The 22,574-nt window shown below is 48.8% G+C and carries 25 protein-coding genes and 1 riboswitch; of the genes, 15 read left to right on the forward strand and 10 right to left on the reverse strand.

Annotated elements, in window-relative coordinates; genetic code table 11:
- Positions 1-9 precede the first annotated feature (9 nt).
- The 4 genes from GCU39_RS30425 to GCU39_RS30440 all read left to right on the forward strand — a co-directional run bounded on the left by GCU39_RS30425 (position 10) and on the right by GCU39_RS30440 (position 4,384).
- Positions 10-1,518 (forward strand): ABC transporter ATP-binding protein, encoded by a 1,509-nt coding sequence (locus tag GCU39_RS30425; RefSeq protein ID WP_152396897.1) that lies wholly within the window; start codon positions 10-12, stop codon positions 1,516-1,518.
- Positions 1,515-2,324, forward strand: a complete 810-nt coding sequence (locus tag GCU39_RS30430) for an energy-coupling factor transporter transmembrane component T family protein (protein ID WP_152396898.1) — start codon at positions 1,515-1,517, stop codon at positions 2,322-2,324. The genes GCU39_RS30425 and GCU39_RS30430 overlap by 4 nt, the downstream gene beginning before the upstream one ends.
- Before the next feature lie 89 nt (positions 2,325-2,413).
- The gene (locus GCU39_RS30435; protein ID WP_152396899.1) at positions 2,414-3,157 is read left to right on the forward strand and encodes an ABC transporter ATP-binding protein; all 744 of its coding nucleotides are present in this window, start codon (positions 2,414-2,416) and stop codon (positions 3,155-3,157) included.
- On the forward strand, positions 3,158-4,384 hold the full coding sequence (locus GCU39_RS30440) for an ABC transporter permease (protein ID WP_152396900.1): 1,227 nt from the start codon (positions 3,158-3,160) through the stop codon (positions 4,382-4,384).
- A 120-nt stretch (positions 4,385-4,504) separates the two neighbouring features.
- Here GCU39_RS30440 and GCU39_RS30445 read toward each other — a convergent pair whose 3' ends face one another.
- Both GCU39_RS30445 and GCU39_RS30450 read right to left on the reverse strand, forming a co-directional pair.
- On the reverse strand, positions 4,505-4,960 hold the full coding sequence (locus GCU39_RS30445; protein ID WP_152396901.1) for a DinB family protein: 456 nt from the start codon (positions 4,958-4,960) through the stop codon (positions 4,505-4,507).
- A gap of 158 nt (positions 4,961-5,118) precedes the next feature.
- The gene (locus GCU39_RS30450) at positions 5,119-5,559 is read right to left on the reverse strand and encodes an Hsp20/alpha crystallin family protein (RefSeq protein WP_152396902.1); all 441 of its coding nucleotides are present in this window, start codon (positions 5,557-5,559) and stop codon (positions 5,119-5,121) included.
- Positions 5,560-5,705: 146 nt separating this feature from the next.
- Between GCU39_RS30450 and GCU39_RS30455 the strand changes: the two genes are divergently transcribed.
- The 5 genes from GCU39_RS30455 to GCU39_RS30480 all read left to right on the forward strand — a co-directional run bounded on the left by GCU39_RS30455 (position 5,706) and on the right by GCU39_RS30480 (position 7,923).
- Complete coding sequence (locus tag GCU39_RS30455; RefSeq protein ID WP_152396903.1) at positions 5,706-5,903, forward strand: spore germination protein GerPB; 198 nt, start codon at positions 5,706-5,708, stop codon at positions 5,901-5,903.
- Positions 5,904-5,929: 26 nt separating this feature from the next.
- Entirely contained in the window at positions 5,930-6,562 is a 633-nt protein-coding gene (gerPC, locus tag GCU39_RS30460; RefSeq protein ID WP_152396904.1) for a spore germination protein GerPC, read from the forward strand.
- Between the two features lie 185 nt (positions 6,563-6,747).
- Positions 6,748-7,119, forward strand: a complete 372-nt coding sequence (locus tag GCU39_RS30470) for a spore germination protein GerPE (protein ID WP_193726689.1) — start codon at positions 6,748-6,750, stop codon at positions 7,117-7,119.
- Positions 7,107-7,319, forward strand: coding sequence for a spore germination protein (locus tag GCU39_RS30475; protein WP_152396906.1), 213 nt, complete (start codon positions 7,107-7,109; stop codon positions 7,317-7,319). Before GCU39_RS30470 ends, GCU39_RS30475 begins: the two co-directional genes overlap by 13 nt.
- A 250-nt stretch (positions 7,320-7,569) precedes the next feature.
- Positions 7,570-7,923, forward strand: a complete 354-nt coding sequence (locus GCU39_RS30480) for a hypothetical protein (RefSeq protein WP_152396907.1) — start codon at positions 7,570-7,572, stop codon at positions 7,921-7,923.
- On the opposite strand, the gene GCU39_RS30485 is transcribed toward GCU39_RS30480, so the two are convergent.
- Positions 7,920-8,669 carry a class I SAM-dependent methyltransferase gene (locus tag GCU39_RS30485; RefSeq protein WP_193726690.1) on the reverse strand — a complete coding sequence of 250 codons (750 nt, stop codon included), beginning with the start codon at positions 8,667-8,669 and terminating at the stop codon, positions 7,920-7,922. The genes GCU39_RS30480 and GCU39_RS30485 overlap by 4 nt on opposite strands.
- A gap of 419 nt (positions 8,670-9,088) precedes the next feature.
- On the opposite strand from GCU39_RS30485, the gene GCU39_RS30490 reads away from it, so the two are divergent.
- Genes GCU39_RS30490 through GCU39_RS30500 form a run of 3 tightly spaced genes read left to right on the forward strand, consistent with a single transcriptional unit; the run spans position 9,089 to position 14,024 of the window.
- A complete protein-coding gene (locus GCU39_RS30490) occupies positions 9,089-10,684 on the forward strand; it encodes a response regulator transcription factor (protein ID WP_152396909.1) in 1,596 nt (531 codons plus the stop codon).
- Positions 10,685-10,714: 30 nt separating this feature from the next.
- Complete coding sequence (locus GCU39_RS30495; protein ID WP_152396910.1) at positions 10,715-12,877, forward strand: alginate lyase family protein; 2,163 nt, start codon at positions 10,715-10,717, stop codon at positions 12,875-12,877.
- 31 nt (positions 12,878-12,908) lie between these two features.
- Positions 12,909-14,024: a glycoside hydrolase family 88 protein gene (locus tag GCU39_RS30500; RefSeq protein ID WP_152396911.1), complete on the forward strand. Its 1,116-nt coding sequence runs from the start codon at positions 12,909-12,911 to the stop codon at positions 14,022-14,024.
- A gap of 81 nt (positions 14,025-14,105) precedes the next feature.
- On the opposite strand, the gene rpiA is transcribed toward GCU39_RS30500, so the two are convergent.
- The 7 genes from rpiA to glpX form a co-directional block, all read right to left on the reverse strand.
- Positions 14,106-14,768 carry a ribose-5-phosphate isomerase RpiA gene (gene rpiA / locus GCU39_RS30505; protein ID WP_152397504.1) on the reverse strand — a complete coding sequence of 221 codons (663 nt, stop codon included), beginning with the start codon at positions 14,766-14,768 and terminating at the stop codon, positions 14,106-14,108.
- A 32-nt stretch (positions 14,769-14,800) separates the two neighbouring features.
- Entirely contained in the window at positions 14,801-15,598 is a 798-nt protein-coding gene (locus tag GCU39_RS30510) for a TatD family hydrolase (protein ID WP_152396912.1), read from the reverse strand.
- Entirely contained in the window at positions 15,588-16,442 is an 855-nt protein-coding gene (locus GCU39_RS30515) for an ABC transporter ATP-binding protein (protein WP_407671617.1), read from the reverse strand. Before GCU39_RS30515 ends, GCU39_RS30510 begins: the two co-directional genes overlap by 11 nt.
- Before the next feature lie 5 nt (positions 16,443-16,447).
- Positions 16,448-17,224: an ABC transporter permease gene (locus GCU39_RS30520; RefSeq protein WP_152396913.1), complete on the reverse strand. Its 777-nt coding sequence runs from the start codon at positions 17,222-17,224 to the stop codon at positions 16,448-16,450.
- A gap of 14 nt (positions 17,225-17,238) precedes the next feature.
- Positions 17,239-17,532 carry a thiamine-binding protein gene (locus GCU39_RS30525; RefSeq protein WP_152396914.1) on the reverse strand — a complete coding sequence of 98 codons (294 nt, stop codon included), beginning with the start codon at positions 17,530-17,532 and terminating at the stop codon, positions 17,239-17,241.
- A 414-nt stretch (positions 17,533-17,946) separates the two neighbouring features.
- Positions 17,947-18,975, reverse strand: a complete 1,029-nt coding sequence (locus GCU39_RS30530; protein WP_152396915.1) for an ABC transporter substrate-binding protein — start codon at positions 18,973-18,975, stop codon at positions 17,947-17,949.
- Positions 18,976-19,061: 86 nt separating this feature from the next.
- Positions 19,062-19,172: riboswitch (TPP riboswitch) on the reverse strand.
- A 244-nt stretch (positions 19,173-19,416) separates the two neighbouring features.
- Complete coding sequence (gene glpX, locus GCU39_RS30535; RefSeq protein WP_152396916.1) at positions 19,417-20,400, reverse strand: class II fructose-bisphosphatase; 984 nt, start codon at positions 20,398-20,400, stop codon at positions 19,417-19,419.
- Positions 20,401-20,653: 253 nt separating this feature from the next.
- Between glpX and GCU39_RS30540 the strand changes: the two genes are divergently transcribed.
- The 3 genes from GCU39_RS30540 to GCU39_RS30550 all read left to right on the forward strand — a co-directional run bounded on the left by GCU39_RS30540 (position 20,654) and on the right by GCU39_RS30550 (position 22,395).
- The gene (locus tag GCU39_RS30540) at positions 20,654-20,833 is read left to right on the forward strand and encodes a GapA-binding peptide SR1P (protein WP_193726691.1); all 180 of its coding nucleotides are present in this window, start codon (positions 20,654-20,656) and stop codon (positions 20,831-20,833) included.
- A 144-nt stretch (positions 20,834-20,977) separates the two neighbouring features.
- Complete coding sequence (locus GCU39_RS30545) at positions 20,978-21,547, forward strand: CBS domain-containing protein (RefSeq protein ID WP_321575648.1); 570 nt, start codon at positions 20,978-20,980, stop codon at positions 21,545-21,547.
- Positions 21,548-21,591: 44 nt separating this feature from the next.
- Positions 21,592-22,395, forward strand: a complete 804-nt coding sequence (locus tag GCU39_RS30550) for a pyruvate, water dikinase regulatory protein (protein WP_152396919.1) — start codon at positions 21,592-21,594, stop codon at positions 22,393-22,395.
- Positions 22,396-22,574 lie beyond the last annotated feature (179 nt).

Here is a 22,574-nt window from a genome sequence, read left to right on the forward strand (position 1 = left end):
GAGAGACAGATGATAGATCAGGCGGAGGCAGCAGAAGTTCTTGGGGTGACAGGACTGCGATTGAAATTCCCAGGAGAGCCGAATCTACAATTCAGGGATCTCTCTTTCTCTGTGAAAAAGGGGCAGAACGTGCTGCTGCTTGGTCCGAGTGGATGCGGGAAATCGACGCTCTTGCAAGTGTTATGCGGCATTATTCCGACGTCCATTGAAGTGCCGATGCAAGCCGAATCCTTGCGGATGCCTGCTTCTTGGGGGATGGTATTTCAAGATCCGGATACCCAATTCGGGATGCTGTATGTTGATGAAGAGTTAGCCTTTGTGATGGAAAATCAATGCGTTCCGCGCGAGGAGATGGAGTCACGAATGAAGCGGGTGCTGAAGCAAGTTGGCCTCCTTCTTCCTGACCTCCATACTCCGATTCAGAGCTTGTCCCAAGGGATGAAGCAGCGTCTGGCGCTTGCAGCGGTATTGCTCATGGAACCGGAGGTGCTGCTGCTTGACGAACCCTCTGCGCTGCTCGATCCAGAGGGCACCGTGTGCATCTGGGAGGCCATCGATCGTATCGCGGCCGATCGGACGCTTATCATCGTAGAGCACAAGTTGGATCATGTGTTGAAGCTTGTGGACCGGGTTGTCATGTTCAACGATCAGGGACAGATCATCGCTGATGGTGCGCCTGAGTCTTTGTTCAGGGAAGAGAAGCAGCGGTTGATCGAATATGGCGTCTGGTATCCAGGTGTATGGGACGAATATGTTGCCTCTCCGCGTTTCCTGCAACTCATACATGAAGATGATCCGAACCCCGTAGGGTCGGATGTGGCGCCATTGGTCGAATTGCGAAATTTCCAGGGGAAGCGGGGCAAGGAGGTTCGGATTACGATCCAACAGGCAGAGATCCGTCCTGGGGAGTGGATCGCGCTGCTCGGCGAGAATGGCGTGGGCAAGAGCACACTGCTGCTCTCTATGATGCAATTGCTGAAGACGGCGGGTATCTATCGCTTGCAGGGGCAGGACATCGTCTTGCGCAGGGGGGAAGTGCTATCGGATCGGATCGCTTTCGTGTTCCAGAATCCGGAGCTGCAATTCGTGACGAATTCGGTTCAGGAAGAGCTTAGCTTATCGCTTGGTCGAACCAAGTCAGACGCTGTGAAGGCTGCAGATGATCCTCGGGTGAACGAGATGCTGCGAGAGATTCGACTCGAGGTCGAAAGGCATCGTCACCCTTATCAGCTGTCGACGGGCCAGAAGCGTCGGCTCAGCGTGGCGACGGCGCTCATTCATCAGCGTCCGCTGCTGCTGCTGGATGAACCCACGTTCGGATTGGATGCGCGCAGCACATTTGCGTTGCTCGAGCTGGTCGAATCGTGGCGCCAGCGCGGGATCGCCATTGTAATGGTCACGCATGACCCGTGGATCGCAGAGCATTTTGCAACAGGAATCTGGCGCATGACGGAAGGACTTGGCGTTGTGACGTCATCAACGACCCGGATGCGGAGAGAGCTGGTGGTCAGCAGATGAACAAGTGGTTCACGCCGAGACGGGAGACATGGATGCACCATGTGAATCCTGCGATCAAGTTTGTCGCATGTATCGGGCTTTTCGTCATTATTTTATTTACGCACCGGCTTGATTTTATCGTCTATCAGTTTATTGGATATACCACCTTGCTGTTCCTGAGCAGCGGATACTCGTTACGTAAGTTAATACTGCTAACACTACCGTTCATCGTGATTTTCGTATCGTCTTCGATGACAATGATTTTATTCGGCAAAGGGGAGACTACGTGGTGGTCATGGGGACTCTTCCGCATCACCGAAGAGAGCTTCTACCGCGGCATCCATATCGGGTTCAAGACGTTAAGCTGCGCGGCGACGGGCTTGTTATTCGCGTTAACAACGCGTCCCACCCTGCTGTTCTATGCGATGATGCAGCAATTGCGCTTACCGCCGAAATACGCTTATGCTTTTATGGCTTCCTTCCGGATGCTGCCGATTCTGTGGGAGGAGCTCCAGATCCGGCAGCAAGCGCTGGCGGTGCGCGGTGTGCGTACGGGACATTCCGTGCTCGGCTGGAAGGAACGGCTGCTGAACTATGCGGTGCCGCTTCTCGCACAGAGCATTCGCCGTGCGCAGCGCATCGCTGTCGCGATGGAAGCGAAGCGGTTCGCAGCGCAAGCCGGCACCTCGATGCGAACCTATTATTACAAGACTTCAGTTACAAGCCGCGATGGCGTGTTCTTGATCGTCATCCTGCTGCTGGTGTCGGGCGCTTACGTAGCCTCGCACGGTGTGCCGCTGTTCCATGTCGGGGATGTCAGAAGTTGAAGCGGATGTTTGCTATCGGATTTGTTGGATCGGCTATTCGCAACTTGCCCATTGCTTCGCTATAATAAGGGGTAGAGGTGAGACAGGCCATGAAGACGATATTGCAGGTCAATCAATTAACGGGCGGCTATAGCACGGGTAAGCCGGTGCTCCATGATGTGAATTTTGATGTCAATGCAGGCGAGATGGTCGGCCTGATCGGATTGAACGGCGCGGGCAAGAGTACGACGATGAAGCATATTCTGGGCCTTATGCAGCCGCATAAGGGCGAAGTGACGCTCCAAGAGAAGACGCTGGCCGAAGCGCCTGAAGTGTATCGCGGTTCCCTGGCCTTCGTGCCGGAGACGCCGATGCTCTATGAGGAACTGACCGTGAAGGAGCATCTTGAACTGGCAGCAATGGCTTACGGAGTAGAGGAGAAGGACTATGAAGAACGCGTAGATCATCTGTTGTCCCTGTTCCAAATGAAGGATAAATACAATACCTTCTCTATGCATCTATCCAAGGGGATGAAGCAGAAGGTGATGATTATGAGTGCATTTCTCGTTCATCCGCCGCTCTATATGATCGACGAGCCATTTTTAGGACTTGATCCGCTCGGAATCCGGAACCTGCTGGATTTCATGGTAGAGCTGAAGTCACGCGGCGCTTCCATCCTATTAAGCTCTCATATTCTCTCCACGATCGAGAACTACTGTGATCGATTCATTGTCCTGCACCATGGGCGGGTTATTGCGCAAGGAACGCTGGAGCAGCTTAGGCAGCAGCATGCATCGCGCGGCGATGAATCGCTCGAGAACATCTTCTATCAGCTCGTTAAAGGCGGGGCGTAGATGATGGATCTTCAATCGTTATGGCGACGGCGAAAAAGCGCCTTCTGGCAGGAAGTATTCCCATACTTCCGTTATGTGGGACAGAGCGGATTCTTATTGTTTCTAGGATTTATCTTTATCGGTGGTGCTGCGGGGTATGTTGGATTTCTAGGACGGATTCCGGTGGACTTCCCGATTCGAACGGTGAGTCTGATCGTATTACTGCCGTTTGTCTTGTGGAGCAGCTTTCGGACCTTCCTTCAGCCTGCAGATGTGGTCTATTTGCTGCGAGTAGAGCCGAGGATGAAGGAGTATTTTCGAAAAAGTATAGGGTATAGCATCAAGCCGAAGCTGATCATTCTAAGCATCGTATACGGCATTCTATGGCTGCTCTACGTTCGAGCGGATCAAGATCCGAAGCCATTCCTGCTGTTATGGGGCGTGTTGTTATCACTTAATTTATTGAATGGTTATGGCAGCTGGCAGGAACGTCGGATGAGTCAGCTGGGTGTGCGCATAAGCTACCGGCTCATACGGTGGGTGATTTCGATCGTGCTGCTCGCAGTATGGCTGTGGCAGCCGACATGGAAAGCGGTGGTCTTCAGCGTCATCGTCGTCGTAACTTACATACTCGCACTTCGCGTGCCTCGGAAGCATGCGGTGCCGTGGGAATTGCTCATTGCGACAGAGCGGGAGCAGCGCGGGCGGTTCATGATCTTCTTGAACTGGTTCGTCGATGTGCCGTCGATGCCGCAGAAGGTGTACAAACGCACGTGGTTGAATGCCATAGGTCAGCGGGTGAGATTCAAGCAGACATCGGCGTACGAGTATTTATATTTGAAAACACTGCTGCGCAGCGATGTGCTAGGCATGGTGATACGGCTGACGCTGCTTGGCTTGCTGATCCTCTATTGGATCCGAAGCTCGAATTGGGCGCTGCCGGTGTATGGGTTCATGCTGTTGATCATCGGAACGCAATTGACGGCCATCAGACGGTTCCACCGATATTCGTTCTGGGCGTCTATCTATCCGATTCCGTATCCATACCGCAAGAAGGCGATCGTGAAGGTCGCACGGCGGACGCACCTGATTCTCGCGCTGATATTATGGCTGCCTTTGCTGCTTACGAGCGGTGCTTGGACGATGGTCTTCGCGGCCCTCGTAGGCGGGATTGCGTTCGTGGTTTTCTTCCAGTGGGCGTGGTCCAGGAAGAAGTGGATGGAGCATGAGGATGATGAGGATTTATAGGTGAGACATACTCTATTCATAGCGAAATCGCTTTTCGTTCCCGATTGTATGGGAAGGAGGAGCGATTTTTTTCGTTCATGATAAGATTTTGAATGACCCGCACAAAAATATTAGGCCTGGTCAGAGCCTCGCGAACGTGATGTAATCGACTTGGACAGGCTCTGCCGAATCGAGCCGAAGTGCCCGGTTGATCTGTCCCCGGTGATATTGCCCATGTAAGAGAACCTGCAACAGGATGTCCCGGATGGACGTTCGGAACGGAACCCCGCTCTGGTTCGCATAGTCGATCATCTCGTCCAACTCGGATTCCTCGAGCCCCTCGATATAGACGCGATATTGCTCGGCGTTTTCTTCGAACATCGTCCGGATCGCCGTCAGGTCTTCCGCTTCCTCCCACAACGAATATTGCGCGCTGCCTTTCCCCTGCAATCGGGACAGCCAGACTCGTTCCGCGACCGCGACGTGCCGAACCAGCTTCAGCAGGTCCTTGTTCTTAATCTCACTCGCCTCGAGCGTGTCCAAGATACGTCCGTCCGCCCAGTACAGGTGGTCCATCATGCACTTGATCGTCTTCATTTCGGTTTCCCCCTCTTTTTGGGTGTACCCCGATATTTTTAAGGATATCCGTTCGACGTTTGTCTGATCTAAAAAAACCGCGATTTTCGCGGCTAGCTTGAAACCCAATTCGTATTAATAATTTGGTCTAACAACTTCATTGATCTCATACTAATTTTTCAATCGTTATGAACGTATACATCATAAAATTTTTGATCATCTTTAATTTTTCTTATTTTTATTTGTAATTGACCGTTTTCGAATTTGGCTCTGCAATCTCGAGACTTCACCAATACTGGAAGCTTAATAATATAAGGCTGGTTTTCTGAAAGCCCCTCGATCTTTATTTGGTTTGAACTTGAAGAGATATACAAATCCCCGATATTTATACTGTCAGGAATATTGATTTTGATAAATACAAAATTATGAGTTTGAAAAATTTCATGTCTTAGCAGATTATTTTTTTTTAATCCTATAGGAATATTACTTAGGATATCTTGTACATAGTTTTCAACCCAATTCCCCGTAGGAATATTATTTTCCATTTGCATTGGGAATTTACCACCGAAGAACTTTTCAAAAGCTTTCCAATCAAATGTATTATTCGATGTTTCGCTCAACCTTGTCACCCCACGAATCAAATTTCTATATTGTATGTAAGTTACGACTTTAGGTGTTCATCTAATGTTGCAGTAACAAATAGGCATTTGCCTTCATACGATGTGTTATAAATACGTATCTCGGAGAGCAATTAGGGTGGTATCGTATGAATCTTATTGTCCACCAAAGTATTTCAATACAGAACTTACATGTAAATTCAATATCAAATTCTTCGATATTGCAGATTGGCAGTACGGGTGCGATGAATCCACTATCGAATTCGTACAACACAGCTGGTTCGCCTCAGGCTGAGCAGAACAGTTCTAGCGCACCTCTAGTTCCTTTACCGCCTGTTGATAAATAACAAATTTTTGATAGGAGGAATTGGCGATGATTCAGGCTTCAAATGGATACAACAGTCATTTGCAGCAACTTCATTCTTATATCAGCTGGCAAGCAGATAAGATAAATAAATTAGAAACCAATGTTGAAGAAATAAAAAAAGAACTGACAGATTTCAGAAATCAAAAACAAATTTCAGTCGATAAAATCGAATATCGATTTGACTTGCTAAAAGTAGAAAATTTAAATGGTACATTAGTCATAGGTGTTACACCAGATGGAGCAAAGTCTATTGAGGAGATGGCAAAAAACGGTTACAGTGTGGTGCACAGTTCGAAGGATAAACATTCCGAACTTTATGATTCAACGTCTAACACGATGGAACATTATTTAAAGAGCGAAGTCCCGGGGAAAATTGATTCCATTTCAAAACAATTCCAATTGAATGTCGATCATGAATATCGACAGCGAATGACGAATGATTTAAAAAAACAATTACATGACAGAATCCATCATTATATGAACCAGGTTGATCATGATAAAGATTTGTCAACTTCTAAACAATTTATATTGGATCATGTAAAAAGAGACATTCAAATAGCAATTGAGCAGCATCTCGAATCGATTCAAAACCATAAGAAAGGAGTTCAAACTCATGATTCAAATGACAGTCGTAAATAAAGAAATTAATGTAAATTCAATTCGTGTTATAAGTGTATCTGGTTCTTCTATAATGATGGTCGGTGATACGAAAGATATTAAATGTTCATCCCTGTCTGATACTCCCCCTGAATCGTTGAACATTGTTCCAGCGACTCGATGATCAGCACGATAATAAAATGGTAAGAATCTCATCCGTTAAACTGATGCAGGTTGACAGCATCTCGTCGAGTGCAATTCTAATTGTTGGAGATGCCCTAAGATTGAACCCTGATTCAAAAGCTCTTATATTTCAACAAGAGACTCCAACCTATATAGAAACCGATGGGGATTTTAACAAATATTCAATTTTCTCGAAAGAAATTCCCGAACCGACAGAACTGATTCCTGTTCAGATGAACATTGTTAACGAATCGAAATTTATAAACGTAAGTGAATTACAAATAACGGGAGTCGATACTTCTTCGATCGTTCAAATTGGTTCAAATTGTTCAATAGAGAGTGAATCAAGATCCAAACAAATTCGTCAACTAAACTTGGTTGCCAATAGAGGTGGTATGAATGTATGCCTTCCATAGTTGGTGCAATAAAAATCAATAGCGTAGCATCTGGTGGAATCGTGCAGATTGGTGATGCAATACAATTATCACCTGAAAGTACCTCTAAATCCTATGCGGGTCCGGGGTCATTTAATATTGGCGATTTTATGACTAATAATAGCGGTTTGAGTGCTACAAATACATGGGATCCTGATGTGAATGATTCGAATAATGTCTAATAGAAAATGATATCAATAAGGCTGTTGGCTCAAAAGGCTGCCTATCTGTCGGTAGCCATTTTTCGTTGTACAAGCCTGTCCTTCCCCCGCTTAATTCCGAAATCCCTCATATCGTATATTATTGTGAATATAGAGCTTTACCCGCTACCAGTATTGGCATGTTTGAAAAATAATGTCCCTTTTCTCCATACGCTTCCATTATTTTTGAATATTGTAATGTTAGATGCTATCAAAGAAGGGGTGGGGAGCGATGACATTATTAGAACCGATAAAATATTTGGAGACGCTGTCTGGAAAAGCTGCACATTTGTTGTTATTTAATGATGGAAACCGTTATGCGGTCAAATGTAAAAATAATTTCCACGGAACAAGGGAACTGGTAAATGAATTCGTAATCGCCAGATTAGGGCAACACCTTTCTTTGCCTGCTTTGCCTGAAGCCCTTATTGAAGAAGTGATTCGGGAAATTCCTAGTAATTGGAGTGTGCCGATGCAAGACAGAGAGGCCCTTGTTACTTATCTCATATTACGTAAAAAAACATTTGCTGATTCGGTGTATCAATTTGCAAAAAAATATGGAAGGGGCTCGGCAGCAGCGTTTTAGTTTTTATGCCCTATCATTAAAAAACGTTTTGTTGTATCATCAATCGGATCAAAAGGCTTACCATCCCATGTGGTCATTTCGATTCTATCAAATCCAGCAGCTATGAATAACTCTCTCGTACAATGGGTGCTTACGGTTTGTGAATGAATATATTTAATCGTAATCTCATCCGTCATTGTATTTATATATGTTTCTTCGTGCTCAATTGTTGATGTTGCATGATTATATTCGTGGCGTATGAGCGTATATATTCCATTCTCTAGTGACCAAGTCTTATTGAAAGTATATCGGTGTTTAAGCTTTCCAAAGTTTTCATTCCACATCTCATATATGAACATGCCTCCACTTCTTAATAATTGAAATATGTTTCTAACTGGTTTGGCTGTGATTTCGATTGGATCAATCCATGTAGCAATATCAAATTGATTGTTATTGTTTATATGATTGATGTCTTGAACGATATAATTCGAGTTCGGATAATCACGGTTATTATGCTTAGACTGTTCAATAAACGTTTTAGATACATCGATACCGGTTACATGATATCCATTTTGCAGCCATATTTTATGATATCTAGACAAGCCGCATGCAATGTCAATAATGTCGCTACCTTGTTGCTCAAAGATCGACAGCATTTGTGTTGCTATAAATAGTTGTTCCTCCTCATCGTCAAATCCCCAATTCATATAATCTTTATCGAAATCTTCATTACCATAGCGAAGCATACACTCTCTATTCATTTTCATTTTTTTATCCCTCATCATTAGATTTGTAGATATGCAGGGTATTCGCGAAACTTTTGAGCTATCCTGCTCGTTAGCTTAACGACTCTTTGCGTATGTAGACAAGCCCGCCGAATTCTTCCTCACCTCCAGAAAGTCAAAATTTTACACAACCTTGTCAGAATCATCTACTACGTCGCCTATCAAATTTCACTACAGTTAAAGGTGCAGCACGCATGACGCGGACGGGCGATCATTCTGGAATTACGAACGTAAAGAAGTCTTAGCGGGTTAGCTGCTTCATTACCATCTGTTTTAGGACAGGTAGGTCCTGTCACTGAAGAACAACTTGATATATACTATATTTACCATGCCGATTGTCATCATGCAGCTGCCTATGAATAACTAGAATCCATCATAAATCGTTTGGGGGGAATGGCGAAATGTTCAAAATCATGCTCATTGACGATGATGTACCGATGTTAAAGGTTCTTCAGCAGATGATGGATTGGGAGCAGCTGTCGCTCTCCTTAATCGGAAGCGCTTACTCCAGCGTGAAGGCGCTGCAGATGTTCAAGGAGCTGCTGCCGGATATCGTCATAACGGATATCGGAATGCCGCAGATGGACGGCCTGCAATTAAGCGCCGAATTCAAGAAAATCAAACCGAATGTCCGCATTATTTTCTTGATGTGCCATGAAGACTTCCATTATGCGAAACAGGTGCTCGCGATGAATGCGGATGGCTATTTGATCAAAGATGAATTAACGGCGATGCAGTTGGAGAAGAGTCTGATGAAGTCAATTCAATCCATTCAAGCCATGGTGGCCATGTCGGAGCAAAACTCCTACCGGGAGCAGTTCAAACGCAATATTGATGTATTCAAGCAATCCTTCTATCAACGGCTTCTTGCGGGTAACCCGGCCCAACTGCTCCTGCAATACGCGAAGCAGTTGGAGATTCGTTGGGACTATCCGATGTTCATGATCGCGTCAGGTTCGATTTCGCTGACAGGGACCTTGCAGAGATATTCGTATCACGATATTTCGACGCTTCGATACGGGATCTATAATATCGCCCAGGAGTTATCCAGAACGTATGACGGCATCACTGTATTTACGGATCAAGCTGAATGGGCTTTTGTCTTGAATTATCGGCAAAGCCTGACGTTCAATGCGCAGCAATATCTACACCGCTATCTGGAGAAGCTGTCGGAGAATTGCGAGCAGTATCTCAAGGTGAAGCTGCGTTATGTGCTGTACACGAACAAATTGGAGATCGAGCAATTAGGCGGGACACTCCGTCAGATGCAGAAAGAGAAATACTATGCCTATTACGCGGATGAAGCGATCATGACCTGGGAAATGGCCAAGTTGAAGCCGAAATATGGGGATGCGAAAATTATGCTGCAGCAGGAGCGAGATGAACTGATTCGCGCGGTTCAAGCACTGCAGACGGATCAATCAATCGCATCGCTTGAGAAGCTGTTCCAGAAAGCAAAAACCGAACAGCTCGACCCGATGGAACTGGTTCAGGAGTGCTCTCGGACGATGCGATTGATCGAGATGCAATCGACAAAGGCGATGATCGATAATCGGTATTATACATATCTGGATGCCACCATGCATGCCGAGGATACGAAGATGATGATGGCGATGAAGCTGTATGCGTTGCTCGGGAATACGAAATTGCAGGCCAGTACCAAGGCCAAGAACATGAAGCTGCAAGAAATCGATCAATATTTACTTGCGCATCTATCCGAGAATGTCACTTCGGTTGATGTAGCACAGCATCTGTATTTGAATCCGAGTTACTTCTCCAGATATTTCAAACGGATGACTGACGAGAATTTCACGGATTATGTTCATCGCTTTAAGATGAAGGCAGCTATGCGAATGCTGGAATACCCGGATGAGACGATTGAGATGATCTCGCTGAAGCTGGGGTATTCCGACCGAACTTATTTTACGAAAGTGTTCAAGAAATATATTGATATGACACCTGGGGAGTACAAATCTAAAATGAGCAGCGGCCTATAGAGCCCAAAAGTTCAGGAAAGAGGCGACAAGATGAGCGCAGGGGAGACGATTCATCAGAATCGAATGCAAGTGGAAGTAGAAGAACTGGATACGGTGCAAGCAATGTTCGCGGCTGGAGATGAAGCAGCTGCTTATGAGGCGCTGCATCGCCACTATCTTGATCGGAGCGAGCCGAGGCTGTATTGGGAAGAATCCGATCTGCCGCAGTTGAAGTCCTATGTGCTGGAGCATTGTTCGCACGAGCTTCAATTGATTCGTAAGACCGCAGACGAGGTCGCACGCAATATATTCGTCTTTCAATTCCCATGGGATATGGAGCGGACGAACATTCCCGTAACTTTCAACGGGCCGATTGATTGGAATTATATCCCCGCAGAGGATCCGGAATGGACCTATATGCTGAATCGGCATCGGTACTGGATTGCGCTGGGCCAAGCCTATGTCTTGACGGGGGATGAGACCTATGCGGAGACATTCTGTTTGCAGCTCGAAGATTGGATCGATCGGAACCCTGTTCCTGAACCGGGGGCGCCGCCAGGGCTAACGTGGCGATCGATTGAGGCGGGTCTGCGCTGCGAGAATTGGATTAAAGCTTTCGCTTATATGAAGCGTTCACCTCATTTCACGCCAGCCCTGCTCGGCAAGATGCTCACATCACTCTATGAACATGCGGAATATATAGGAGCCACGATTTGTGAAGGAGCCAAGCGGATCAGCAACTGGAGCGTGCTCGAGAACCATGGATTATTCGAAGTGTCGATTTTCATGAAAGAATGGAAATCGTCTGCGGTTTGGCGAGAGATCAGCGAGCGACGGCTTTTAGAGACATCTAGGCTGCAAGTCCTGAAGGATGGACTGCATTGGGAGCAATCGCCGATGTATCACAATGAGGTGCTGCATTGCTACTTGGATTATTGTCTGCTCTCACGGAATAATGGGCTTACGCCTGAGCCTGAGATCGTGGCGGTGGTTCGGAAGATGGCCTATGCCGATCTCTACATTGCGAAGCCGAACCATCATCAACCGCTGCAAGGTGATAGCGATAATAATGATCTGCGGGATTTCATCTCCGCAGGGGCGCTATATTTCGAAGACGAGACGTTAAAATACGGCGGATTCGCTAAGCTCGATTTTGAGAATGCTTGGACCTTCGGTTGGAAGGGCATTCAGACCTATGATCAGTTAGGCGTGTCTGAACCGGATATGACCTCGGTTGCCTTCCGTCATACAGGGAACTATGTCATGCGCTCCGGGTGGTCCGAGCAGGATGCGTATGCGTATTTCCACTGTGGGTTTATGGGTGGAGGCCACGGCCATGCGGATATGCTTCATCTGGACATACATGCCTATGGCCGCGATCTGTTAACAGATGCGGGACGTTATAATTACGGGGACCACACGCCTATTAGGCGCTTGCTGAAGCAATGCGATTCGCATAACACGACGACGGTGGACGGCATGGACTTCTCGACATATGACAGCTCCTGGTCTTATGGCCGAATTGCTGATCCAGTGGGTGTGCAATGGATATCGGAGCCTGCATTCGATTATGCGGAAGGAAGCCACACGGGGTACCGTCATTTGGCTGATCCCGTCTATCCATTGCGCCGCATTATTTTCGTGAAGCCGGGGTACTGGGTGCTCGCGGATAGCTTCGATTGCAAGGCTGAGCATACCTTCGAACAGCATTTCCATTTCATGCCGGGCGAAGTGATCTTCGATGAATCGAGCAAGGTCAGCTGTACGGTATCACCCGATGAGGCGAACCTTCGCATCATTCCCGTACATCCGGAACGATTAACCGTTACGGTGCGTGATAGCGTCATATCAAGAGAATACAACGTCATCGAAGATAATCTAGCTGTCACGTATCAGAGCCGAGCGACAGGATTCACGTCGATGGTCCACGTTCTGTTCCCGCAGCCAGCAGGATCGCTTCATGCGCCGGAAGTAGAAGCGGTCGAAGTCTACAATTATTTAGGACAGCCCGTATCGTCGAGTGAAGCGGAAGCGGTTCGGCTGACCTTTGGAGAGCATACGGCGTTCGCAGGTGAGGAGCACATCGTGCTGATCTGCCACAAGGTGCCTGGTTATCATATCGATTCGTATATCGTAGACGGAACGCAAGTATTCGGTGAGGTTATCTTACTCAGACGCAAGCAAGGGCAAGAGGAAGTTATCGTAATCAAATAGGATCCATACTAACGCGATGGGGTGATGAGCAATGTGGCAAACAGCGATTGAAGCGGCCATGAAGACGATTCGGCAAAATATTGAGAAGCATCCGGGATTACTCCCTCATATTACAGAGAATCAGCGGTATGATTGGGGCGCAAACGATGATTGGATCGAAGGGTTCTATATCGGCATGATGTGGCTGGCGTATGAATATAGCGGAGATGAGTTTTTCAAGAAATCCGCTTCGAATTATTTAAGCAATTTCGAAGATCGACTCGTGCGTCACCATGTGCTGGATCATCATGATATCGGATTTTTATATTCGTTGTCTGCCGTAGCAGAATGGCGTATCACCGGAAATCCGGGGGCGAAGGAGCTTGCATTACAAGCGGCCGATAAGCTTGTCGCGCGTTACCGTCCGAATTTCGGCGCGATTCAAGCATGGGGCGTCGAAGGGGATCCGGAGAACGGCGGGCGCATCATCATCGACTGTTTGTTGAATCTTCCGCTGCTCTATTGGGCGTATGAACAGACGGAGGATCGCCGCTATTATGATATCGCTGTGAAGCACGCGGATAAGAGTCTGCGCTTCCTTGTGCGGGGAGATGGCTCGTCCTATCATACGTTCTATTTCAATCAAGAGAATGGCAATGCGATTCGAGGCGGCACGCACCAAGGGTATCAGGACGGTTCGACTTGGACCCGCGGCCAGTCTTGGGGCGTGTACGGCTTCGCGCTAAGTTACCGATACACGAAGGATCCGGTCTATTTGGATGCTTCTAAGCGTTTGGCCAAATATTTCATCGCACATCTACCGGAAGACCATGTGGCGTATTGGGATTTCGATGTCGAGGTGGTGGCAGGCACGCCGCGTGACAGCTCGGCATCCGCGATTACGGCGTGCGGTATTCTGGAACTGCTCGAATGGCTGGAGCCGAACGATCCTGATCGGGAACTGTTCCAGACGGCGCTCGACAACATGATGCGCTCGCTTGTCGTGAACTATTCGACGAAGGATTTGCCGGCTGCCGAAGGATTGATCCAGCATGGTTCTTACCATGTGCGGGGCAATCGTGGTCCGGATGATTATATGATCTGGGGCGACTACTATTATCTTGAAGCGCTTGTGCGGATGGAGAAGGGGATTCGAGGATACTGGTAGAAGCGAGGCACCATATCGACTGAAATGAAGAGCGCCCTAGGGAGTGTTGTCACTCCTTAGGGCGCTCTATTCATGTTCCGACTATCGAATGGTTAATGTGCCATTCGCATGTCCAACGATCAATTGGCTCGTCAATCCGACGAACAATCCGTTCTCGACGACACCCGGAATCAGATTTAACTGGGTATGCAGTGTCACAGGATCCGTGATCGAACCAAAGCGGCAATCTGCGATGAGGTTGCCATTGTCCGTGATGTAGTTCGATCCGTCCTTTTGACGGATCGTCAGCTCACAGCCAAGGGCTTGCAGCTTGCGAACCGTCAATTCGTACGCGAAGGGCACGATCTCAACAGGGAGCGGGAAGGCGCCGAGCGAGTCTACGACCTTGGACTCGTCCACGATGACGATGAAGCGCCGGCTGTTCGCAGCGAGCAGCTTCTCGCGGAGCAGTGCGCCGCCGCCGCCCTTGGTCAATTGTAGGTTGGCATCCACTTCATCGGCTCCGTCAATCGTCAGGTCGATGACTTCGACGTCAGCGAAGGGGATGATGGGAATGCCAAGGTCATGGGCTAGCGATTCAGAGACGGTCGAGCTCGCGACAGCTTGAATCTTCAGTCCTTCACGTACGCGCTCGCCGATCTTTTGAATGGCGAAGTAAGCGGTGGAGCCAGTCCCCAGCCCGACAATCATGCCGTCCTCAATGGATTCGACGGCTTTTTCTGCTGCAATTTGCTTCGGATTAATACGCATGTAAGATCACCTCGGGTTGTAATCCTCTAAGTATACAACTTCACGGTGTTGTTATACAAAATCGATGCGGCATCCGTGACCGGAATCGACTTCAAGTCCGCAATCACTCGGATCACATCGAGCACCATCTTCGGATGCGTCTGCTGCCCCATGAAAGGACCTTCGAACGGCCAAGGGCCATCCGTCTCGACCATCAATTGTTCGATGGGGTAAGCACGTACCAAATCTTGAATTTCGGATTCGTAGCATACATCCGGCGTAATGGAGATGAAGTAACCATTTCGAATCATTCGATCAACTGTATGTGGCGCACCCTTGAACCAATGAAAATGGGCGCGGGTGACTTGATGTTTCTCTAGCAGATCGCAAGCAATATCCGCGTCCTCATAGACCGCGTGCAGCACGATTGGACGATCTAGTTCATGCGCCAATTGCACGAATCGATCGAGAAGCTTAATGTAGCCTTCCAGCTCGAAAGACTGTCCTGTCGCTTCCGCTTCGATACGGTTGTAGTAAGGGAGACCGACTTCACCGATAGCGAACCGCTCGTCCTGATGTTCCCGTATCCAATGCAGAAGCTCAGCGATCGATTCTTCCGAGGGGAGCGGTTGCTCTGGATGGAAGCCATAGGCCGGAATGACTTGCTCGGGGTAAGCCTGCGCAAGGGCATGCGTCGCTAGCGTGGAATCATAGCGCATGGAGACTGCAACGACCTGGCTTACGCCTGCTGCTGCCGCTTCGGACAACAGCTTCTGCTGATCTTCCGGGGTGTATTGATCAAGATGGATATGCGCATCCATGGCACGTATGAAATTATTGTGCATGCTGAACACTTCCTGTCTGCAATAATTGATAGATATCCCGCTTCATACGGATGAAAGATTCGCTGTTGATGATTGCTTCGTCGCGCGGGCGAGCGAACGGCACTTCGAATTCTGCGATCGTCTGCGCCGGAGCGGCGGACAATACATAGATGCGATCAGACAAGTAGATCGCTTCCTCGATGCTGTGCGTGACGAGCAGCACAGAGCGGCGATGCTCCTCCCAGATGCTGAGCAGCCACTGCTGCATCTGCAATCGAGTGAGCGCGTCGAGCGCGCCGAACGGCTCATCGAGCAGGATCAGCTCCTGTGGGCTCAGCATCGCACGCACGAACGAGGCGCGCTGCTGCATGCCGCCGGAGAGCACTTGAGGATACTGATCCTCGTATCCTCCCAGCCCTGCACGCGCGAGCCAAGTACGTGCCAGCTCGCGCCGCGATTCCCGCGAAGCGGCGGTGCGAGTGCCCTCCGCACGGCCGCCGCGCTTCATGGCGTTCGATGCTGCGATATCGAGTGCCATGAGCACATTCTGTTCCAGCGTGTACCACGGGAACAGCGCTGGTTGCTGCGGCATGTAGCTGATGAGGCCCTTGCTGCCGGTGACGCGCTGGCCATCCATCCGAATCTCGCCGCCGTCAGGTTGGAGGAGCCCGCCAATGAGTTGGAGGAGGGTGCTCTTCCCGCTGCCGGAAGGCCCGATGATCGAGACGAATTCGCCCGGATGTACGGCGAGGGTCAAGTTCTTCAATACGGTATGCTGCTGTCGATCACGTTCGAACGATTTATCGATCTGTAACACTTCAAGTTTAGGAATTTCTTGCGCTCCATCCATTAGAATTGAATTCATGCCGATCATCGACCTCCGTTCTTGATTTTCCAGCGCACCGCCCACTTCGCGAGCAGGGCGAAGATCCCGAATAAAGACAAGCTCACTGCTACGATAACGACGATCGTCGCGAAGACTTGCGCCGTCATGAAGCCATTCGCCGATAGTTTGATATACGTCCCGAGCCCTTCCTTGGCACCGAGCCACTCCGCTGCAACCGCCGTAATGACGCTATAGGAAGCCGCGAGCTTCATGCCCGAGAAAAGATATGGTAGTGCATTCGGCAGCTCTAGCTTCCATAGCATTTGCCGCTTCGTCGCACCGATCATCTGCATATAATTCAAGTATTGCGGGTCTGGCTGCGAGAGTCCAGTCAACGTCGACACGACGACAGGGAAGAAGCAGACGAGCATAATGAGGACAACCTTCGGTGCAATCCCGTATCCCAACCAGATGATGAGGAGCGGCCCCGTCGCGACGATCGGCACGTTCTGCGTTAAGATGAGCAGCGGGTAAATCCCGGATCGAAGAAACGGGATGATGTGCAAGAGGACGGCTAGTACGATACCCAGTCCAATCCCGCTTCCTAAACCGAGCAGCGTAATGCGAATCGTCGAAGCGGCATGCATCCATAACCGTGCACGCACATCTGCCTGAGTGAATACTTCTAGGATGCGCAGCGGACTCGGCAGCAAAAATTCCTCGATATGCCCCCAGGTCACCGCACATTGCCAGATCACAAGAAAAGAGAAGAGGACGGCCACGGGCGGCCATCCTGCTTGGAACCAACGTTTATTCCTCATCTTCTCCAACATCCTTAATCATATTTTTTCGTTAACTTCTCCATGGATGCGCCATGGGTTGGGTTGTAGAAAATCTTGACCTGCGAGATTACGGCTGGACAACCATCGTCGATCATCGCTTCATTCATAACCTTCACGATGTCGAGCAGGTCGCTGAGTTCGCCTTCCATCGTCGTCTCGAGCGGTGCGACGCGATATTTCACGCCGGCGTTATTGATCACCGCAATTGCACGATCCACGTAAGGAATGACATCCTCGTAGTTTAATGTTTTCGGAATAATTTGAATGCTTAGTAATGCGTTAGCCATGCTGCATGCCTCACTCTCATTTTAGAGGTTGTTCAAAAAGTAATCATTTGTCCACATCAGAAAGTGACGTTCTTTCTGATTGGCGTCTAAACCTACATTACGATCGCGGTCGCTCACCCTAGGATTTGCTTCGATAAAGGTTTATACATCACGAAGTAGTTCAGGAAGCATACTCGACATCGAATCTTGCATTCACCTTCGAAGAGCATATGCTTACGAAGTATGTTTCCTTTGGAAACATTTTAGGTACTCATTTAGGTTTTGCCTAAACTCCGTTCCTCCTGAAAGTTATTCGAAGAAAAACTCGCTACGGAAGCATTATCCAAAGATTCACGCAACCCAAGTATCGCTTACGATGCCAGTTTTCTACGAAAACTTTCAGGTGCTGAAATGCCAACTTTTTGAACTCTCATTTTATTGTTTCGGTAAAAAATCATTCGTAAACGCTTTGTCCGGTTCAAATGTGCCTGTCAGCAATTTATGCTCCGTCATCCAATCCGCATAGTTGACCCACACGTCACGCTTCTGCACACCCCAAGCTGCCGCATCATCCTGATAACGCGGGCTAAGCCATTTCTGACTTGCGCGTACAAGGTCGGCGTTGAGGTCTGGTTCTGCCTTAATGAGAATATCCGCTGCCTCATCCGGATGCTGAATCGCGAACGTGTAACCTTCTGCAGCACCTTTCACGAAGGCACGAACAAGGTCCGGTTTCTCGGCGATCATTTTCTCGCTCGTCGCTAGCACCGGTGTATAGTAGTCTAATTTGGAACTGTAATCTTTCAAATAAATCATGTTCATTGGCTCTTTGCGCAGCTCGGCTTCAACGCCCGTCCACGCATAGTAGATCCATGCAAAGTCGATATTGCTCTTCGTCGCCGTGAAATAATCCGCGCTGCCGATGCTTACATTGTTCACTTTTTTCACATCTGCTTTCTCGGTCTCCATTAAGGATTGCAGCATCGCTTCCTCATTCGGGGAACCCCAGCCGCCGTAGGTTTTGCCTTCAAAATCTTTAGGCGTCTTAATGTTCTTGTCTACCGGGGATGCGAATCCCGATGTGTTATGTTGAATCACCGCTGCGAGGGAGACGATCGGCACGTTCTGTGTACGTCCAAGGGTAATGTTCTCTTGGTAACTAACGCCAAACTCCGCATTTCCCGCTGCGACCATCATATCTGCGCCGCCTTCACCCGGTTGAACGATCTCCACATTGAGGCCATTCTCCTTGAAAAACCCTTTGTCTCGCGCAACATATAACCCGGTATGATTCGTATTCGGCGTCCAGTCGAGCACGACCTTGACCTTCGTCAGTTCCTTCGGCGCTTCCTGCTGAGCCGCTTCACCGCTAGGTTCCGCCGTTTTGGCAGGTTCGGTTTTGCCGCCGCAGCCTGCGATGACGATGAACAGTGTAAGACAGATGAGCCATAGTGATTTTTTCATGATGACAGTTCTCCCCTTTTTTTCTATCATTCGTCTGACAAATAAAAAAAACGCCCCCAACCGGAGACGTTAGCATAAGCGAATATCACAAAAAATAAACTTCGTTCCTACGCTGGCATTATCCAGATCAGGTATAAGGGTCAGTGTCATATGGGACACAATCTCAGCCGGCCATTCCAGCACCCCTGGGGTCGTATTCAATTCATCAAGCGTCCTCATTATATCACTAAACGCGAAGAATGCATACAAGATTTAGGGATTATAATAAGGTTTTTAAAAGTTAGCATTTCAGCACCGAGAAGGTTGCGTGAACCTGAAGAAGGAGGAACGGAGTTTAGGGAAACCTAAATGAGTACCGGATTTCGAGGGTGAACGCAAGATTCGATGTTGAATTTCTTCAAGATATACTTCGTGATCAAAGGATAACTTTTAAACTTCCTATTAAATGACTTGACCTAAATAGGCGTCCAATTGCGGTTTGCTCGGCATGTAGTGGATCGAGCGTAAGTATCGAATCGTACGCGTCTCGGCGCGCATCACGATGGAGTGCGTCTCCGCTTGGTCGCCTGCGAGGAACTTCACGCCGCCGACGAAGTCGCCTTGCGTAATACCGGTCGCTGCGAAGATCACGTCGCCTTTGCCGACCATGCGCTCCATTGTCAGCACATCATGCGGATTCATAATATTCATCGCATAGCAGCGATTTAATTCTTCTTCGTTCATTGGCATCAATCGGCCTTGGATCTCGCCTCTTAAGCAGGTCAACGCTGCCGCGGCCAATACGCCTTCCGGCGCACCGCCGGATCCGATGTAGAGATCAACGCCCGACTCGGGAAAAGAAGGTGCCATAGCGCCCGCGACATCTCCGGCATTCAGCAATCGAATTCTGACGCCCGCTTCGCGAAGAATGCAAAGCTGCTTGGCATGACGCTCGCGATCCAGAATGGAGACCGTCAGCTCCGAACGTTTCTTGCCAAGCCCAAAAGCGGCTTTCTGCAGCGTCAGTTCGAGCGGATCGTTCAGGCTCAGCTTGCCAGCGAGCGCAGGTCCGCAGGCTAGCTTCTCCATATACATATCCGGCGCATGAAGGAGCTGGCCACGTTCGGCGATTGCCATGACGGCGAGTGCGCCATTCAAGCCTTTCGCCACGAGCTCTGTGCCTTCCACGGGATCTACCGCGATATCGATCGCTTCGCCCTCCCCATTGCCGACTTCTTCCCCGATATACAGCATTGGCGCTTCATCCATCTCGCCTTCGCCAATAACGACTTTACCGTGAATCGGCACATTTTTGAACATGCTCCGCATAGCTGTTGTCGCTGCATCATCCGCTTCATTTTTCATGCCTCTACCGGTCCACTGCGCAGCCGCGATGGCTGCCGCTTCCGTAACTCGCACCATTTCTAGCGATAATAGTCTTTGCATTATGGGGCCTCCATCTCTATTTATGATGTATTAATGGGCTTTACATTCTCTATTTATTATGACACAATAAATCATATGATGTACATCTTATTTTTGCAACAACTTTTATCTATCCACATAAAAAGGGCGTAATAAGTACAATATAACCCACATACACTTTTCAATAGCGAATGAACTCTTGCGTTCTGATGCCATAAGATTGTGACATCATATATATCAGACTTATTTCATAATGAAAAGGGGATGGAACAGCATGAATGAAGCAATGAACGAATTGAGATGGGGCGTTGTGCTCTGCTCGCGCTGCAACAGCATTATCGATATGGTCGAGACGGAGAAGCCGTCCGTTTATTATAGCCAGTGCAGAAGTGGACAATGTTCTGCGGAACCTAGCGTTGTGAGCGATGTTTCTTATGATCCGTACAACGGTTAAGGACATGGACGAATAGGTGCAGATACGATATGATGAGGATAATTGTAAGATGAACCGAATTCAGTAAGAACTAAGGAGTGAAGGGTCATACAGCTATCGTCGCGGCAATATGAAATTCTACAACTTGTACAAGATCATGCTCCAATTACCGGGGAACAGATTGCGGAACAGCTTGGCGTCAGCCGGCCGACCATTCGATCGGATTTGTCCATTCTCGTGATGCTGGGTCACCTGGATGCGAAACCGAAGGTCGGCTATTTCCTTGGCAAGCAGAATCGTAATGAAAACATGGTAACGCCAGACGTACTGGTGCGAGATGTGCAGATGCCGCCGATTATTGTGCGCGAGACCGCCACGGTAAGCGATGCGGCTGTTGCGCTGTTCCTTGGCAATACGGGGGTACTCATTGTGACGGACGAAGATGGGGTACTGCTCGGTGTTATTTCCAGCAAGGATCTGCTGAAGGTGACGATTGGCAACCCAAGTGCAGCTACTTTGCCGGTTGGCGTCGTCATGACACGGATGCCGAATATTGTGACGGCCTCCCCAGAGGATCATTTACTGGATGTTGCCCGGAAAATGGATGATCATCATATCAGCACCTTACCTGTCGTTATCCCATATGGAGAGAGCAAATCGCCAGAGAGATGGGAAGTCGTCGGACGCATTTCGAAGACGACCGTGAATAAAGTAATTTTAAAACTCGCGAAATAACTGGATTGGACTTGAGCCATATTGGAAAAAGGGGAGAAGGATGAATGGGGCAGGAGCCACAGCAGATGATCACCATATGCTCGGACTCCGTCGGTGAGACGGCGGAGAGTGTCGTTCGGGCGACGATGAAGCAGTTCGCCGGACAAGACGTACAATTGCGCAGAATCGGGCAAATCAAGCATGAAGATGATATACGCGCCATTATGGAAGATGTCAGTCGGATCGGCGGTTTTGTCGCCTATACGCTCGTCCAGCCTGAACTTCGAGAAATGATGCGGTCCGAAGCAATTCGACTCGGCATACGCGCTGTCGATATTATGGGACCGATGATGCAAGCCTATATTGACACGTTCCATGATGCGCCGAGCCGCAAGCCGGGATTGCTGCATCAATTGGACGAACATTATTTTCGCCGGATGGAAGCGATCGAATATTCCGTGCAATATGATCATAGCCAGGATGTGAAGACACTGCCTGATGCGGACATTGTACTGCTCGGCGTGTCGCGGACCTCCAAGACGCCACTCAGCATTTTCCTCGGCCATAAAGGCTACAAGACGGCGAACGTACTCGTCGTACCGGAGATGAAGCCGCCAAAAGAGCTGTTCCAGCTCACGACGCAGCGTGTCGTGCTCCTGACCATGGATCCAGAGCAGATGCTCAAGATTCGTACAGAGCGATTGAAGACACTTGGGCTGCCTGCGGGAGCAAGTTATACAACCCGGGAGCGGATCCAAGAAGAGCTCGATTATGCGCATGCGCTAGCCGAGCAGCTGCAATGTCCGGTCATCGACGTGACAGATAAAGCGATCGAGGAGACGGCGGGATTGATCCTCGGGAATATATAGGAGAAGCCAGACCTGTGAGGGTCTGGCTTTTTGCTGCTCGACTGGTGGGGGGATGAATGTTGTGGAAGGGGAGGGAGATGCGAATCCCACTTTCGCATCTGCGCGACTGCCTGCTAACGAATCGAGCAATGCTTATTTGCCCCAAATCCGGCGTGTTGCAATTGTAACGAATCACAGCG

The organism is Paenibacillus guangzhouensis (assembly GCF_009363075.1).
In the GTDB taxonomy this organism is placed as follows: domain Bacteria; phylum Bacillota; class Bacilli; order Paenibacillales; family Paenibacillaceae; genus Paenibacillus_K; species Paenibacillus_K guangzhouensis.

Bases quoted from the DNA above. Each gene is read 5' to 3' on its own strand.
- GCU39_RS30510 (WP_152396912.1), bottom strand. From the start codon at position 15,598: ATGCACAATAATTTCATACGTGCCATGGATGCGCATATCCATCTTGAT.
- GCU39_RS30485 (WP_193726690.1), bottom strand. From the start codon at position 8,669: ATGAAAATGAATAGAGAGTGTATGCTTCGCTATGGTAATGAAGATTTC.
- GCU39_RS30495 (WP_152396910.1), top strand. From the start codon at position 10,715: ATGAGCGCAGGGGAGACGATTCATCAGAATCGAATGCAAGTGGAAGTA.
- GCU39_RS30435 (WP_152396899.1), top strand. From the start codon at position 2,414: ATGAAGACGATATTGCAGGTCAATCAATTAACGGGCGGCTATAGCACG.
- gerPC (WP_152396904.1), top strand. From the start codon at position 5,930: ATGATTCAGGCTTCAAATGGATACAACAGTCATTTGCAGCAACTTCAT.
- GCU39_RS30475 (WP_152396906.1), top strand. From the start codon at position 7,107: ATGCCTTCCATAGTTGGTGCAATAAAAATCAATAGCGTAGCATCTGGT.
- GCU39_RS30490 (WP_152396909.1), top strand. From the start codon at position 9,089: ATGTTCAAAATCATGCTCATTGACGATGATGTACCGATGTTAAAGGTT.
- GCU39_RS30500 (WP_152396911.1), top strand. From the start codon at position 12,909: ATGTGGCAAACAGCGATTGAAGCGGCCATGAAGACGATTCGGCAAAAT.
- GCU39_RS30515 (WP_407671617.1), bottom strand. From the start codon at position 16,442: ATGAATTCAATTCTAATGGATGGAGCGCAAGAAATTCCTAAACTTGAA.
- GCU39_RS30425 (WP_152396897.1), top strand. From the start codon at position 10: ATGATAGATCAGGCGGAGGCAGCAGAAGTTCTTGGGGTGACAGGACTG.
- GCU39_RS30440 (WP_152396900.1), top strand. From the start codon at position 3,158: ATGATGGATCTTCAATCGTTATGGCGACGGCGAAAAAGCGCCTTCTGG.
- GCU39_RS30430 (WP_152396898.1), top strand. From the start codon at position 1,515: ATGAACAAGTGGTTCACGCCGAGACGGGAGACATGGATGCACCATGTG.
- GCU39_RS30480 (WP_152396907.1), top strand. From the start codon at position 7,570: ATGACATTATTAGAACCGATAAAATATTTGGAGACGCTGTCTGGAAAA.
- GCU39_RS30550 (WP_152396919.1), top strand. From the start codon at position 21,592: ATGGGGCAGGAGCCACAGCAGATGATCACCATATGCTCGGACTCCGTC.
- GCU39_RS30530 (WP_152396915.1), bottom strand. From the start codon at position 18,975: ATGAAAAAATCACTATGGCTCATCTGTCTTACACTGTTCATCGTCATC.
- GCU39_RS30520 (WP_152396913.1), bottom strand. From the start codon at position 17,224: ATGAGGAATAAACGTTGGTTCCAAGCAGGATGGCCGCCCGTGGCCGTC.
- GCU39_RS30455 (WP_152396903.1), top strand. From the start codon at position 5,706: ATGAATCTTATTGTCCACCAAAGTATTTCAATACAGAACTTACATGTA.
- GCU39_RS30525 (WP_152396914.1), bottom strand. From the start codon at position 17,532: ATGGCTAACGCATTACTAAGCATTCAAATTATTCCGAAAACATTAAAC.
- GCU39_RS30470 (WP_193726689.1), top strand. From the start codon at position 6,748: ATGCAGGTTGACAGCATCTCGTCGAGTGCAATTCTAATTGTTGGAGAT.
- glpX (WP_152396916.1), bottom strand. From the start codon at position 20,400: ATGCAAAGACTATTATCGCTAGAAATGGTGCGAGTTACGGAAGCGGCA.
- GCU39_RS30445 (WP_152396901.1), bottom strand. From the start codon at position 4,960: ATGAAGACGATCAAGTGCATGATGGACCACCTGTACTGGGCGGACGGA.
- GCU39_RS30540 (WP_193726691.1), top strand. From the start codon at position 20,654: ATGAATGAAGCAATGAACGAATTGAGATGGGGCGTTGTGCTCTGCTCG.